This window comes from Shewanella vesiculosa (assembly GCF_009994065.1).
GTDB lineage: Bacteria > Pseudomonadota > Gammaproteobacteria > Enterobacterales > Shewanellaceae > Shewanella > Shewanella vesiculosa.
In genome coordinates, this window is record NZ_JAACSD010000004.1 from 149,187 (window position 1) to 164,186 (window position 15,000).

The 15,000-nt window shown below is 42.3% G+C and carries 11 protein-coding genes and 1 tRNA gene (1 of these 12 cut by a window edge); 6 read left to right on the forward strand and 6 right to left on the reverse strand.

The features are described 5' to 3' along the window. Positions 1-19 (reverse strand) — tRNA-Gly (locus tag GW828_RS02890); it reaches 80 nt to the left of the window's first position. 195 nt (positions 20-214) lie between these two features. After that, positions 215-760, reverse strand: coding sequence for an oligoribonuclease (orn, locus tag GW828_RS02895; protein WP_124018305.1), 546 nt, complete (start codon positions 758-760; stop codon positions 215-217). 112 nt (positions 761-872) lie between these two features. On the opposite strand from orn, the gene rsgA reads away from it, so the two are divergent. From rsgA to GW828_RS02925, 6 genes are all read left to right on the forward strand, one after another. Next, entirely contained in the window at positions 873-1,943 is a 1,071-nt protein-coding gene (rsgA, locus tag GW828_RS02900; protein ID WP_124018304.1) for a small ribosomal subunit biogenesis GTPase RsgA, read from the forward strand. A gap of 61 nt (positions 1,944-2,004) precedes the next feature. Then, positions 2,005-2,871, forward strand: a complete 867-nt coding sequence (asd, locus tag GW828_RS02905) for an archaetidylserine decarboxylase (protein ID WP_273057907.1) — start codon at positions 2,005-2,007, stop codon at positions 2,869-2,871. A 453-nt stretch (positions 2,872-3,324) separates the two neighbouring features. After that, entirely contained in the window at positions 3,325-6,534 is a 3,210-nt protein-coding gene (locus GW828_RS02910) for a mechanosensitive ion channel domain-containing protein (protein WP_124018302.1), read from the forward strand. A 24-nt stretch (positions 6,535-6,558) separates the two neighbouring features. Then, positions 6,559-7,293 carry a glycerophosphodiester phosphodiesterase gene (locus tag GW828_RS02915; protein WP_124018301.1) on the forward strand — a complete coding sequence of 245 codons (735 nt, stop codon included), beginning with the start codon at positions 6,559-6,561 and terminating at the stop codon, positions 7,291-7,293. Positions 7,294-7,329: 36 nt separating this feature from the next. Next, positions 7,330-8,292 (forward strand): D-2-hydroxyacid dehydrogenase, encoded by a 963-nt coding sequence (locus GW828_RS02920; RefSeq protein ID WP_273057906.1) that lies wholly within the window; start codon positions 7,330-7,332, stop codon positions 8,290-8,292. 363 nt (positions 8,293-8,655) lie between these two features. Further along, positions 8,656-8,847, forward strand: coding sequence for a bacterioferritin-associated ferredoxin (locus GW828_RS02925; protein WP_124018299.1), 192 nt, complete (start codon positions 8,656-8,658; stop codon positions 8,845-8,847). Positions 8,848-8,962: 115 nt separating this feature from the next. Here the strand turns inward: GW828_RS02925 and parC are convergent, their stop codons facing one another. From parC to GW828_RS02945, 4 genes are all read right to left on the reverse strand, one after another. After that, positions 8,963-11,257, reverse strand: coding sequence for a DNA topoisomerase IV subunit A (gene parC, locus GW828_RS02930; RefSeq protein ID WP_273057905.1), 2,295 nt, complete (start codon positions 11,255-11,257; stop codon positions 8,963-8,965). Beyond that, positions 11,257-12,294, reverse strand: a complete 1,038-nt coding sequence (locus GW828_RS02935) for a PQQ-dependent sugar dehydrogenase (RefSeq protein ID WP_273057948.1) — start codon at positions 12,292-12,294, stop codon at positions 11,257-11,259. Before GW828_RS02935 ends, parC begins: the two co-directional genes overlap by 1 nt. Before the next feature lie 162 nt (positions 12,295-12,456). Continuing rightward, entirely contained in the window at positions 12,457-14,343 is a 1,887-nt protein-coding gene (gene parE / locus GW828_RS02940; protein ID WP_124018297.1) for a DNA topoisomerase IV subunit B, read from the reverse strand. Between the two features lie 70 nt (positions 14,344-14,413). Then, entirely contained in the window at positions 14,414-14,986 is a 573-nt protein-coding gene (locus GW828_RS02945; RefSeq protein ID WP_124018296.1) for a YqiA/YcfP family alpha/beta fold hydrolase, read from the reverse strand. Positions 14,987-15,000 lie beyond the last annotated feature (14 nt).

Below are 15,000 nucleotides of genomic sequence, written 5' to 3' on the forward strand. Positions count from 1 at the left end.
CCAACTGAGCTAATGTCGCGTACTGTTGCTTCATTATTAAGTTAGCAAGGTATCGTCTTTCAACCTATGCCAACTGAACTAATGTCGCATACTTTCAAATTTCATGACAACTTCCTATACCTCAGAGTTTGGCGCTCTGTAGAAAGTTGAGGCCGCATTATAGGTAAATTTTACTATGCTGCAACCCCCTTTTTGAAAAAAATTGTTCAATTGCTTAAATTTTAAATACTTCACTGCGATAAAACTGCATTTCGGCAATAGACTCTTTGATATCTTCTAATGCTTGGTGAGTATTTTTCTTGCTAAAGCCATTCATTGTTTCAGGGCTCCAACGACGAACCAACTCTTTGATGGTGCTCACATCAATGTTGCGATAATGAAAATACTCTTCAAGCTCTAACATGTATTTATTCAAAAAGCGGCGATCTTGACCAATGCTATTGCCACACATTGGTGATGCGCCTTTAGGCACGTACTGAGATAAAAAATCAATCGTTTGTGTTATCGCATCTTGTTCAGAACATTTACTGGCACGAACACGCTCAATTAATCCTGACTCTCCATGATGTTTTTGGTTCCAATCGTCCATCCCAGCTAACACATCATCTGTCTGATAAATGGCTAGAACAGGGCCTTGAGCAATGATATTGAGGTCTTGGTCAGTCACTAAAGTTGCAATTTCAATGACTCGATCAACAGCGGGTTCTAAGCCTGTCATTTCCAAATCAACCCAAATTAGATTATTCGCATCAACAGCCATTTATGCCGCCTTATATTATCTGTAGCCTAAATTCAGGCATTTTTATAAAAGAGTGTGTATCATACTGTTTTTTTGATACACAAAAAAACACCTATTTAATGAAGATAAGCCTGTGAGTAAAAAGAAACCCCTAAGTCAGGGCCAATTACGCCGAATGCGCGCCAATCAGACTAAACGATTAAAGCGTAATGACGATAATAGTCAACATGCCGAATTACAGGATAATTTGTTAGGTCCTGAACAAGCCGGTGTGGTGATTTCTCGTTTCGGTCAGCATGCCGATATTGAAACTACAGATGGCATGGTCTCGCGCTGTAATATTCGCCGAGCAGTGACCAGTTTAGTCACCGGTGATAAGGTCGTGGTAAGACTCGCGACTGAAGTTCAATCGGGCTCCAGTATTGGTGGTATTGTCGTCGCCGTTCACCCGCGAAAATCCTCTTTAACTCGACCAGATTTATACGATGGCGTCAAAATTATTGCCGCTAACATCGATCAAATCTTAATTGTGTCTTCAGTTTTACCTAGCTTTACCACCCAAATTATTGATCGATATCTAGTGGCTTCAGAAGACACAGATATTACGCCGATCATCATTCTCAATAAAATTGATTTATTGGATGACACTAATCGTGATGAAATCGAAACGGCATTAACGCGTTACCAAAATATTGGTTATCAAGTTTTCCGTGTCAGTAGTCACACTGGTGAGGGCGTTGAAGACCTCAAAGCATTACTCAATGACAGCGTCAGTGTTTTTGCCGGTCAGTCTGGTGTTGGCAAATCATCTTTGATCAATGCATTAATGCCAGAAGCTGAACTATTAATTGGAGATGTATCCGATAACTCAGGTTTAGGTCAACATACCACCACGACCGCAAAGTTACTCCATTTTGTTAGCGGTGGGGATTTAATCGATTCACCCGGTATACGTGAATTTGCCTTATGGCATTTAGACGCTATCAGGGTCGGTTGGTGCTTTATTGAATTTAGAGAATTTTTAGGCACCTGCAAGTTCCGTGATTGTAAACATGGTGACGACCCAGGATGTGCTTTACAACAAGCACTAGCTGATGGAAAAATAACTCAAGACCGCTTTAGCAATTATCAGCGTATTATTGCCAGTTTAGATGAACAACGTCATGCACGACACTTTCGTGCAATTGATGAATTAGACTCCTAGAGTCAGTAACCTTTAGGAATACTATTCCTAGTTCAACCTGCTTAGAAAAAAGGGAAAAACATTGGACTCAATTAAAATTGCCTTGCAATACATGTTGCCAAAACACTTTCTGTCGCGCTTAGTCGGTAAATTTGCTGCTGCTGAAGCTGGAATGATTACCACGGCAGGGATCAAATGGTTTATCAAACAATATAAAATTGATATGTCTGAAGCACAGCAACCTGAGCCCGAAGCCTACAAAACCTTTAATGCATTTTTTACCCGAGCATTAAAACCTGAACTCAGACCGATAAACCAAGACAACAGCGTTATGGCACATCCGGTTGATGGAGCTGTGAGTCAATGTGGCCCAATTGAAGCTGGCAATATTTTTCAAGCCAAAGGGCACACTTATACCTCTGAAGCATTGTTAGGTGGTGATAAATCTGATGCGGCACGTTTTGACGGTGGCGATTTTGCAACCATTTATTTGGCGCCCAAAGATTACCATCGCATTCACATGCCTATCACCGGCACATTATCAAAAATGACTTACGTGCCTGGCGACTTATTTTCGGTTAACCCACTGACTGCGCAAAATGTACCCGGATTATTTGCTCGCAATGAGCGCGTAGTTGCCATCTTTGAAACCGAAGTCGGTCCACTTGCAATGGTATTAGTCGGTGCAACAATTGTTGCTAGTATTGAAACGATATGGTCGGGTACTGTGACACCACCAGGTGGCAAGCAAGTGTTTAGCTGGGATTATCCCACTACAGGTCCAGAAGCGGTTACGTTAGAAAAGGGCGCTGAAATGGGTCGCTTTAAATTAGGCAGTACTGTGGTGATGTTATTTGCACAAGACGCCATCGAAACATTTGCCGATGGGGTCGAGCCAGGTGAAACCACGCGTATGGGCCAACCGTTTGCTAAACTGACTCAAGCATAATCAATATAATTATCAGGATACTGACTCCAGTATCCTGGTGTTATCGCTACATCAAGCCGTACTGTTTTTAAGCAGTACGGCTTTGTTTTACTGCCTCTCTCCATTTTCTTTTTACCTTGTGGGGTTGCAGAAATACCTCGCATAATCACCATTAACCACTAGTTAAATAATGACTCGAAGACGATTACAGCACACTTGCTTTAGATGCCTGAGCCTAATCAAATAGCAAAGCATAGTTGCTTATATTGGCCAGTGACGTATTCCCTTTTATACTTAGCTCATCATGGCAATCATCATTGCGCGGCTCATCAATAAATAAACATCATACCGCTTGCAGGTGAAATAATTATTGTGGAATCAACTTTGCTTGAAACGATCTAAAGTCATCAAAAATATAGATTATAATCATTCAAATTTGCTACCATGTCCTGACTCCAATCTGGGCAAAGTATTATGTTACGTTTAGCGTGTTTATTCCTGTGTTTCCTTATAGTTAATACACTGTCAGATTCTGTATTTGCTAGCACTCCCCTAACCCTTGATAAACGATTGGGGCTAAATAGCCAAGCCGAAAATCAGCCACTTGATATACCATCGCAAATTGCCGAACTGCAAAGCAGTATTGAAAAACTGCAAATAGAACAGCAAACTTATACCAATATCGAACGCTCTAACAGTGAAACCAAGCTCTCATTGGCAGGACAACTTCGTGAAGCACAAATCCCATTAAGCCTTGATGATGATATCGATCTGGATCAGCAGGCTTCAATGGCTTATTTCCATTTATCAGAATTAAAAGAGACTGAGTCGAGCCTCAATGAGCAATTACGAACTATTTCACAACGTCAAAGACAACTACCTGATTTAATTGTTCAAGCAGAAAATGCCTTAACTCAGCACAATAAAACCCAACAAGTACCGATTGAGACACCTTTAGGCCAACGAAACCAGCTTCAAACCGAACTGCTCACTCAGCATATTGCGACCTTACAGGCGGAACGATTAGCGAGTCCGAAACAACTCGAGATTACCCAGCTTCAACAGCAGCTCAACCGCTTGTTATTAAGCCAACAAGAAAGCTTTATTGAGCTTATCAACAAACACAATATTGAATCTCGTCAGCAAAAAACCGCTGATACTATAGCCAATAACTTAGTTGATGCCCAAGAGCTAGCCGATCCTTTATCTCAAGAGCTGAGTAGATCAAACCAACAATATGCTGAACAATTACAAACGCTCACCAGTAATATTAAATCAGCAATAGAGAAGCAACAGCGGGTTGAGAAACGCTATCAGTCTCAAAATGCACAGCTTTCAAACGTACTAGAACAAATTACTTGGGTAAAAACCAACTCGGCATTTGGCGACCGTTTTTTGCAAATGCTGCAATCATTACCTAAACCGCCCAACCTAGACAAACTGCAAACAGAATTAGCTGATGCACGGCTGGAGCGCTATCAATTAGAGCAACATCAAGCATTAAACAGTCAACAACTTGATGACAGTGAAATGTTTAATGAAACCCAGATAAAACTCTTACAGTCACAGCAAGTACTCATAGATCAACTATTACAAAGTTATGATCAATATTTAGCTGAGTTTGCCAAGTTACGTATTGGTTATGAGCAGCTAAACCAACTACATAACACATTAAAAAACACCCTTAATGAACATTTATTTTGGGTACCTAATGCCCCCAGCATTGGTCCATTGTGGCTCATCGATTTAAGTCACAGTAGTGTATGGTTACTGCAACCTAGCCAGTGGCAAGCGTTACAACAATCATGGTCTGAAAACAGCAATTATTGGGCTTGGTGGGGCATTTTATTATTATGCTGCTTGATGGCCCATGACATGCTTACCCCTAAGTTTAATACCGCAATTAGTCGCTATGCGGTATTTGTTGGTAACGTGACGCAAGATAAATTTAAATACACCATCAAAACCCTCATCATCAGCTTAGTGTATGCCTTAATAAAGCCTTTACCGGTTATTGTGGCCGGTTTTATTTTCTCCCGTTCTGAGCAAAACATGGTTCATGCCGTGGGAGTCGGTATTTTAGCTATTGGTGTCAGTTATCTGATTTATCAATTCTTTTTCTTGTTAACGGTAGAAAAAGGTATTTTAATCAGCCACTTCAGACGGCCGAAAAAAATAATCAAACAAGCACAGCAAACCTTGGCTTCATTTGTGATCATTTCGGCACCCTTAATTGGCTTAATGGGCTTCACTGAAGCATTAGATACTTCATTAGTACGTAACAGTCTTGGCCGTGGGGCGTTTATCGTTTTCTGTGTTGTGCTGTTTCTCCTGTACAAAGATGTCATGTTATTGATTGGCCAATATCGCCAAAATAAGCCTAGCGCGACGAATATGGCGATCATTCACAAAGCCCTATGGGCCATCTTGATTGTTACGCCTATTTTTAGCGCCATCTTGGCTGCGGTCGGCTACTACTTCACGGCTTTCCAGCTTCTGTTACAACTGCAAATATCAGTATTATTAGGCTTAGGCTTTTTACTAACTTACCAGCTCATTAAACGCTGGATGCTGATTGAACGCCGTTTAATCGCATTCGATCGCGCTAAAGCCAAACGTGCAGAGCGACTTGCGCAACGTGAAAGAGGCGAGTTGCAAAACAATGAGCCAATAGAAACCTATGAAGAACCAATTGTTGATTTAGAAACCATCTCCAGTCAGTCGCTCGGCTTAGTGCGATCGATTTTATTTTTAGCCTTTTTTGCCAGCTTATTGGGTATTTTGTCGCAGACTCATACCGCAGTATTCTCATTTTTAGATGGCATCACCTTATGGACCACCAACAGCAATGTAAATGGTATTGAGCAGCAAGTGCCAATCACATTAAAATCAATTTCATTCGGCATCATGTTAGTGGGCTTCTCGGTGGTGATTGCTAAAAACCTCCCAGGATTAATGGAACTGACGTTATTGCAAAGATTAGATTTATCGCCAGGTACCGGCTTTGCCATTACCACTGTGAGCAGTTATTTGGTGGTATTTTTTGGCATACTGTTTGGCTTTTCAACTCTTGGAATGGAGTGGTCTAAATTACAGTGGCTAGTTGCCGCATTATCAGTGGGTTTAGGTTTTGGCCTGCAAGAAATTTTTGCTAACTTTATTTCTGGTTTGATCATCCTATTTGAAAAACCCATTCGAATTGGCGATACCGTCACGATCCGCGACCTGTCTGGAACGGTCAGTAAAATTCAAATCCGAGCCACCACGATTGTCGACTGGGACCACAAAGAAATTATTGTGCCCAACAAAGCCTTTATTACTGAACAACTGGTTAACTGGTCGCTATCCAACCCGATAACTCGCGTCATCGTCACGGTATCGGTATCTCGTGATGCCGACCCAACCAAAGTGGAAATGCTACTGCATCAAGCGGTTCGAGAATGTGAATTATCGCTAACCATGCCAGAACCAGAAGTATGGTTTGCCGGTTTTGGTCAGCATACTCAAGATTACGAAATTCGCTCTTACGCTAAAGACATGTCGGCTCGGTGGCCGCTACGCCATAGCCTGCATAAACTGATTAATAAAAAGCTCAAAGAAAACAATGTTGAACTTGCCTACCCACAAATGGAAGTTCATATTAATCATACCCCTAAAGAATCTACTGGATTATACAAAGGCTAAGCTAGCTATTGATTAAGGAGTGCTATGCTCGTTTTTGCTCACCGCGGCGCTAGCGGTTATGAACCTGAAAACACCTTAGTTGCGATGGATAAAGCACTCGACTTGGGTGCCAAAGCCATTGAATTAGATGTGCATTGCGTTGAGGGAGAATTAGTCGTGTTCCATGATCGCCGCTTAGAAGGCAAATCAACCGGAACTGGGCTGATCCACTTAACAACAAAAGCAGCACTGGCTCAGTTTACCGTTAGCGGGCAAGCTATTCCCACCCTGTGGCAAGTTCTCGAACGAGTCAGCGTTAAAAGCAATGGCTTGTGCAGTGTTAACATCGAATTAAAAGGTGTTGGCTGCGTACAACCCTTTATTGCCTTATATCCGCAACTCCTTAAACAGTTGAAGTATGCTCCAGAGCAGCTATTAATCTCATCATTTAATCACCCGTATTTAGCGGCGATAAAACACGCCTTTCCACACGCGATTATCGCGCCATTACTCGGCGGGATCCCGCTCGACTTGGCGAAAATAATGACCACTCTCAATGCCTATTCGATCAACCTAGATCTAAGTTTTGTTAGTCAAGCCATTGTTGATGATGCCCACCAGCGTGGTGGCAAAGTGTTTGTTTATACCGTGGATAACCCAAATGATATTCAAGCGTTAAAAGCCATGGGAGTAGATGGTGTTTTCAGTAACTACCCAGACAAAGCCATTGCAGCAACCATGATGCCGATAACAATGGATTACACTGGATGGTTTGAGTAAGTAAGCTGTTCTTCAATGCATGCTAACGGGGGGAATGTGGCACATAAACTATTATTGCTCACCAGAGAGAATGATCAATATCGGCAATTGCTGGCACAACAATCATTATTCGATCTAGAGATTGTCGAAGACATAACAGATCACATTGGTGATCGCCCAGACAACAGTATTTCAGATAACATTCATCAGGCAGATATTTGGTTAGCTGAACCTCATTTAGCGGCTGCTATGCTGCCGCATGCAACTAAACTTAAATGGATACAATCTACTTTTGCCGGTGTCGATGCCTTGATGAAGCCTTCGTTACCACATGATTATTTACTTACTAATATTCGCGGTGTATTTGGCCCATTGATGAGTGAATATGTTTTTAGTTACCTATTAAGCCATTATCGACAGCACGCCCAGTATACTCAACAGCAACATCAGCAACTTTGGCAGCCAGGTCAATACCGCACTTTACAAGGATTACAACTGCTGATACTTGGTACAGGTTCTATCGCTCAACACCTTGCTCGAACCGCTCATCATTTCGGTATGATTGTCAGCGGCCTCAATCGCCAAGGCGCGCTCGTTAATGACTTTGATCGTATCGATACCATAGATAAATTAGCAGATTACTTACCTGCCGCTGATGTGATTGTGAGTGTATTGCCCAATACCCCACACACCACACATGTATTAAATGCTGCTAATCTGTGCTTATTAAAACCCGATGCCATGCTATTTAATATTGGCCGAGGCAACGCAATTGATTTGGCAGCGTTGCAAACTGAGTTAACACTATGCCCTCAGCGACGCGCGATTGTCGATGTATTCGAGCAAGAGCCTTTACCAGCTAATCATCCCCTGTGGCATTGCGATAACGTCACCATTACACCGCATATTGCAGCTCCAAGCTTTCCTCAACAAGTGGTACAAATATTCACCGAAAATTATTGTCTTTGGCAGCAATCTAAACCATTACAATATATCGTCGACGCTAATCAAGGCTATTAAAGAAAACTGAGTTACCATGATTTGATCTTTGCTTGTGAGTCAAAGATCAAATCATCATTCCAGTTCGACTAAGTAACTTAAATTCGCGCCACTTGATCGCACTTAAGGATGACATTAATATACCTTGAGCAACAATCATCAAAACCCTAGATGATTGATTTAATTAACATTAAAGCATATTGCTCTCATGCCATCTCAATCTCTCATCACAGCGTGCCATTTTGATAAAAAAGTGAAGCTGATCAAACTGTATTAAAAATAATCATTCTTTGTGAAAAAAGTTATTGCCAATGATAACTGTTTTCATTTAGAATTAGATTACTTTCTTAGCCCTAGTCCATTTTGAATGAAGAGGCTTTCTCTATGTACGTTTGTCTTTGTCATGCCATAACAGATACTCAAATTAAAGCTGCCGTTAGCTTAGGTGACAGTTCACTGGCTGACGTAAAGAAACGTCTTGGCGTTGCAGACCAATGTGGCAAATGTGCCCGTATGGCAACTCAAATTATTCAGACTCAACTAGAGTACGAACCTAATTTTTATGAAGTGGCCTAATCCCCCGTCCACTTTTGTATAAAAAAATGCTGCTCATATGAGCAGCATTTTTTTATGCTTAAACGGGGTAATTTATTAACCGGGGAGCGGCTTAATGCTTCATCCCCGATTAAGCTTATATGCCCAGATTATCGTCTTGAACACTCTCGTCAAGCGGTCCCATCTCGACTTCAACACTGTCTACGCGCTGTAATCCTCGTGGTAATTTAGCTCCGCGACGGCCACGCTCACCACGATAATGCTCTAAATCACTTGGCTTCAAGGTTAGCTTGCGCTTACCAGCCCATAAGGTCACAGCCTTATCATGAGGTACTACATCAAGATGCAAGAGTAACTCTTCGCGATTTTTAGCACGATCGCTAGGAATACCAATAATTTTATTGCCTTTACCTTTTGATAACTGCGGTAAAGCATCCAAGCTAAACATCAGCATCCGACCTTCTGAGGTAATCGCTAACAAAGATTGATCGCCAGATTTATTAATTAACTTTGGCTGCATAACGCACGCATTTGATGGCAGGCTCAGCAGTGCCTTACCGGCCTTATTACGACTGACTAAATCTGGATAGGCGCAAATAAAGCCGTAACCGGCATCACTTGCTAATAAGAAAAATTGTTCATCCTCACCCATCAATACATGCCGCATTGTCGCACTCGGTGCCATATTAAAGCGCGTCGTAATCGGCTCTCCTTGGCTACGGGCTGACGGCAACGTATGACTGTCGGTAGCAAATGCGCGACCGGTAGAATCAATAAATACCGCCGCTTGATTACTCTTACCCATCACACTACACAGGTAACTGTCGCCAGACTTATACGATAAACCTTCTACATCGACGTCATGGCCTTTAGCACAACGTACCCAGCCTTTATCAGACAAGACAACAGTCACTGACTCTGTTGGGGTTAACTCCTGTTCAGTTAGTGCTTTGGCATCAATACGCTCAATAATTGGTGAACGACGATTGTCACCATAAGTCTCACCATCTTGAACTAACTCTTTTTTCACTAAGGTTTTTAAACGACGATCTGAGCTTAGCAATAACTCTAACTTATCGCGTTCTGCTGCCAGTTCATTTTGCTCTGCAGTGATTTTAAATTCTTCAAGCTTGGCTAAATGGCGTAACTTTAATTCTAAAATTGATTCGGCTTGTTTATCTGACAAGCTAAAGCGAGACATCAGCTCAGCTTTAGGCTCATCGTTAAAACGAATAATCTCGATCACTTCGTCAATGTTTAAAAACGCAATCATTAACGCTTCTAAAATGTGCAAGCGCGCTAACACTTTATCGAGACGATACTGTAAGCGGCGGGTAACTGTGGTGATACGGAACTCTAACCATTCCGTTAACAGCGTTTTTAACCCTTTCACTTTAGGACGGCCATCGAGCCCCAACACATTTAAGTTAACTCGGAAGCTTTTCTCCAGATCCGTAGTCGCAAATAAATGGGTCATTAACTGATCGCAATCGACACGATTTGAACGCGGTACAATAATTAATCGCACTGGGTTTTCATGATCAGACTCATCACGCAAATCAGACACCATCGGCAACTTTTTCGCCTGCATTTGATTAGCTATTTGTTCTAAAATCTTGCCACTACTGGCTTGATGCGGCAATGAAGTAATGACAATCTCGCCCTGCTCTTCACTGTAAACCGCACGCGCTCTAATTGAACCACGGCCCGTATCATAAATCCGCTCAATATCCGCTCTAGGAGTGATAATTTCAGCTTCGGTTGGATAATCAGGACCAGGGACTAACTCCATTAACCGTGCTAATTCGGTTTTAGGGTTATCGATAAGCTCAATACAAGCTGCGACTAATTCGCGCACGTTGTGCGGCGGAATATCGGTTGCCATGCCCACAGCAATACCGGTAATACCATTTAATAATATATGCGGTAATCGAGCTGGTAAGGTTAATGGCTCTTTCATGGTGCCATCAAAGTTAGCCCCCCATTCGACAGTACCTTGACCTAACTCCGACAATAATACTTCAGAAAACTTTGATAATCTGGCTTCGGTATAACGCATTGCAGCAAATGACTTAGGGTCATCTGGCGCGCCCCAGTTACCTTGACCATCAACCAATGGATATCGATACGAAAATGGCTGAGCCATTAACACCATTGCTTCGTAACACGCACTATCACCATGGGGATGATACTTACCTAAAACGTCACCCACAGTACGGGCTGATTTTTTGTGTTTAGATTGCGCTGATAATCCTAATTCGCTCATCGCATAAATAATACGACGCTGTACAGGCTTGAGACCATCACCAATATGCGGCAAGGCGCGATCCATAATCACGTACATGGAATAATTTAAATAAGCCCCTTCAGTAAAGCGCCTCAGCGGCATCTGCTCTACACCATCAAGGCTTAATTCAATCGCATCACTCATTATTTCATTTCCTGTGATTGTTCGGGTGCGTTATAAAACAAGCGGTAAATATTACCTTTTAGATCATCTGAAATGTACATGGCACCATCGGGCGCATTAATTACATCAAATGGACGTGCCACCGGAAATTCTCCATCCAAAAAACTCACTACGGTTTCACGTTTACTGACTTGGCCATCTGTAATATCAAGCATCACAATTTGATAACCGACTTTACTTGACCGATTCCACGAACCATTTTCAGCAACAAACAGCTGATTACGATAGCGCGGAGGGAATTGCTTGCCGCGGTAAAAACTTAATCCGGTTGCCGCTACGTGAGCGGGTAATTCAAATACTGGCAAGGTGATATTTAAATTTTCCGGCTTGTCATAGGCGGGTTCAACTACATCTGAGCCATGTAAATAAGGAAAACCAAAATGGCTGCCTTTAACGTCTAAACGGTTTATCTCATCAGCAGGAAGATTATCACCCATCCAATCTCGACCTAAATCGGCAAACCATAATTTGTTGGTATCGGGTGACCAATCAAAACCAATAACACTGCGAAGACCAGAAGCAATTTGTTCACTGGCTCCGGTATCGACATTAATCGCCAAAATACTGCCAAAGGGTGAAGCGGCTTCACACACATTGCATGGCGAACCAATGGATATATATAAACGTCCATCGGGTCCAAAATGCATTGAGCGAGAATACTTTTTATCTAAGCTTGGCAAATTCGCATACACTTCACGCGCACGGCTCGGACGGCGCAAACGAGATTCAATTTCTTCAAAGCGAATAATGCGATCGTCTTCTGTGACATAAAGCGCACCATCATGAAAGGCTAATGCTTCCGGATAGTCCAAACCTCTGGCAATCAAATAACGTTTATCCACTTGGCCATTTTGGTCACTATCAACTAGTGCATACACGGTGCCACTTTTTTGCGAACCGACAAAAAGAGTACCTTCATCGCCGACAGTTAATTGTTTAATATCACCTAAATCAGAAGCATATAGACTTAAACCAAAGCCCTTAGTGACTGTGATCATTACCGATTGTGCCGCAGAGGCAGCAGTAGAAAATAGGGTGAAAAATAGCACCCCAATGAAGGCTAACCGCCCACTAAAATTGGAGTAAGAGCGTAATCTAATATAATGCATGTTAATTATCTTTCGCCTTATGTTATTTATTATTGGCATTAAGAAACACGACTAAAGTAACGCTAAGTCACCTTTAGTTTCTAACCAGCTCTTTCGATCAGGAGCACGCTTTTTAGCAAGTAACATGTCCATTAATGCCACGGTTTCATCCGCATCATCTATGGTTAATTGCACCAAGCGTCTAGTATTAGGATCCATCGTAGTTTCACGCAGTTGCAACGGGTTCATTTCACCCAGACCTTTAAAGCGAGTGACTTGTACTTTGCCTTTTTTATTCTCGGCAGCGATACGGTCTAAAATTGCTGTTTTTTCTTCCTCATCAAGGGCGTAAAAAACTTCTTTACCAATATCAATACGAAATAGCGGTGGCATTGCAATGTACACATGACCATTATCGACTAACACACGATAATGCTTTAAAAATAAAGCACACAATAAGGTGGCAATATGCAGTCCATCAGAGTCGGCATCCGCTAAAATACAAATTTTACCATAACGTAATTCTGAAATATCATCGCTGTCGGGATCGCAACCTATCGCAATCGAAATATTATGAACCTCTTGCGACGCTAACACTTGTCCAGAATCGACTTCCCAAGTATTTAATATCTTGCCTCTTAACGGCATGATAGCTTGAAATTCACGGTCTCGAGCTTGTTTAGCACTACCACCAGCAGAATCACCTTCGACAAGAAATAACTCACCTCGCATTGGGTCTTGACCACTGCAATCGGTTAACTTACCTGGGAGTGCTGGACCAGACGTGACCTTTTTACGTGCCACTTTCTTAGCCGCTTTCAAACGACGCAGAGCATTACCAATACACAATTCTGCTAGTTGTTCAGCTAACTCAGTATTGGAATTTAACCATAAAGAAAACGCATCTCTAGCGATACCCGCAACAAATGCAGAGCTTTGACGACTCGATAATTTCTCTTTAGTTTGCCCAGCAAATTGTGGGTCTTGCATTTTTATCGACAGGATAAATGCTGCACGATCCCAAATATCTTCGGGCGACAGCTTAATGCCTCGGGGCACAAGATTGCGAAACTCACAAAACTCGCGCATTGACTCAAGTAAACCTTGCCTAAAGCCGTTGACATGGGTTCCGCCAAGTGGGGTAGGAATTAAGTTAACATAACTTTCACTTAAACTGTCGCCACCTTCTGGCAGCCAAGTAATGGCCCACTCAGCAGCCTCTAATTTACCTTTAAAACTGCCTACAAACGGCTCTTCAGGTAGCAAAATAGAGTCTTTAATCGCTTCTTTGAGGTAATCGGTTAGGCCACTTTCGTAGAACCATTCGTGCACTTCACCATTGTGTTTATTAGTGAACTTAATACGTAAACCGGGGCACAATACTGCTTTGGCTCTGAGTATGTAAATTAACTTGCTGACCGAAAAATTAGGTGAATCAAAATAACTCACATCGGGCCAAAAATGGACTCGAGTACCAGTATTGCGTCGTCCACAAGTACCGGTTACAACAAGCTCTTCAACCTTAAAGCCATTTTCAAAGGCCATTTCATATATCTGTGCATCACGGCGAACGCTAATTTCAACTCGAGTGGATAAGGCGTTAACAACAGAAATACCCACCCCATGTAACCCACCCGAAAACTGGTAGTTTTTATTGGAAAACTTACCACCTGCGTGCAACTTGGTCAGAATGAGTTCAACCCCAGGCATGCCTTCTTCAGGGTGAATATCCACCGGCATACCACGTCCATCGTCGGTCACTTCAAGGGAGTTATCGTTATGGAGTACAACTTCAATTTTAGTCGCGTGCCCCGCCAGAGCTTCATCAACACTGTTATCAATGACTTCTTGCCCGAGGTGATTAGGTCTAGAGGTGTCGGTATACATACCTGGACGGCGTTTTACCGGGTCAAGTCCATTAAGGACCTCAATAGCGTCAGAAGTATATTGGTTGCTCATAGTCCACACATTTGGAGTTAAATAGAGCCAAAGTTAGCTCAAATTGATCATTGTATGTAACGGTATTACGTTACAACTGAATAAATTTACATATTTTATCTAATTGTTGTTCATAGCCGACAAAACTGTGGTCGCCATCAGGCTCTAAATGTAATTCACAGCTATGGTACTTATGCAGTGCTTGTCGATAATCTAACACTTCGTCACCAGTTTGCAACAGCACCAGGAAACGATCGGGGTGACGGATCACGTGAGTATTATACAAGGCAACATCATCTTGATGCTGCGGTAACACCTGATAATGCTCATTGGTGTAGGGATTATATTGAGGCCCGATAAACTCTTCAAATAATTCGAACGGTTTTACCGCCGGATTAATCAATACCGCTCTGCCACCATAGGTTTCGGCCAAATAACTGGCAAAATAGCCACCTAACGACGAGCCAATAAAGCGCAACACCTGACCTTGCTGTTTAGCTTGCTCAGTGATGTTGCACAGTAACATCATTGCGGCTGTGGGTGATGACGGTAATTGTGGTTGCTGAAAATCGACTTGTGGATAATGTTGCTGAATATACAGTGCGGTTTGCATGGCCTTGTCTGACCGCGGGGAACTATTAAAACCATGTATATAGAGCAGCATATTCCCTCGCGAGA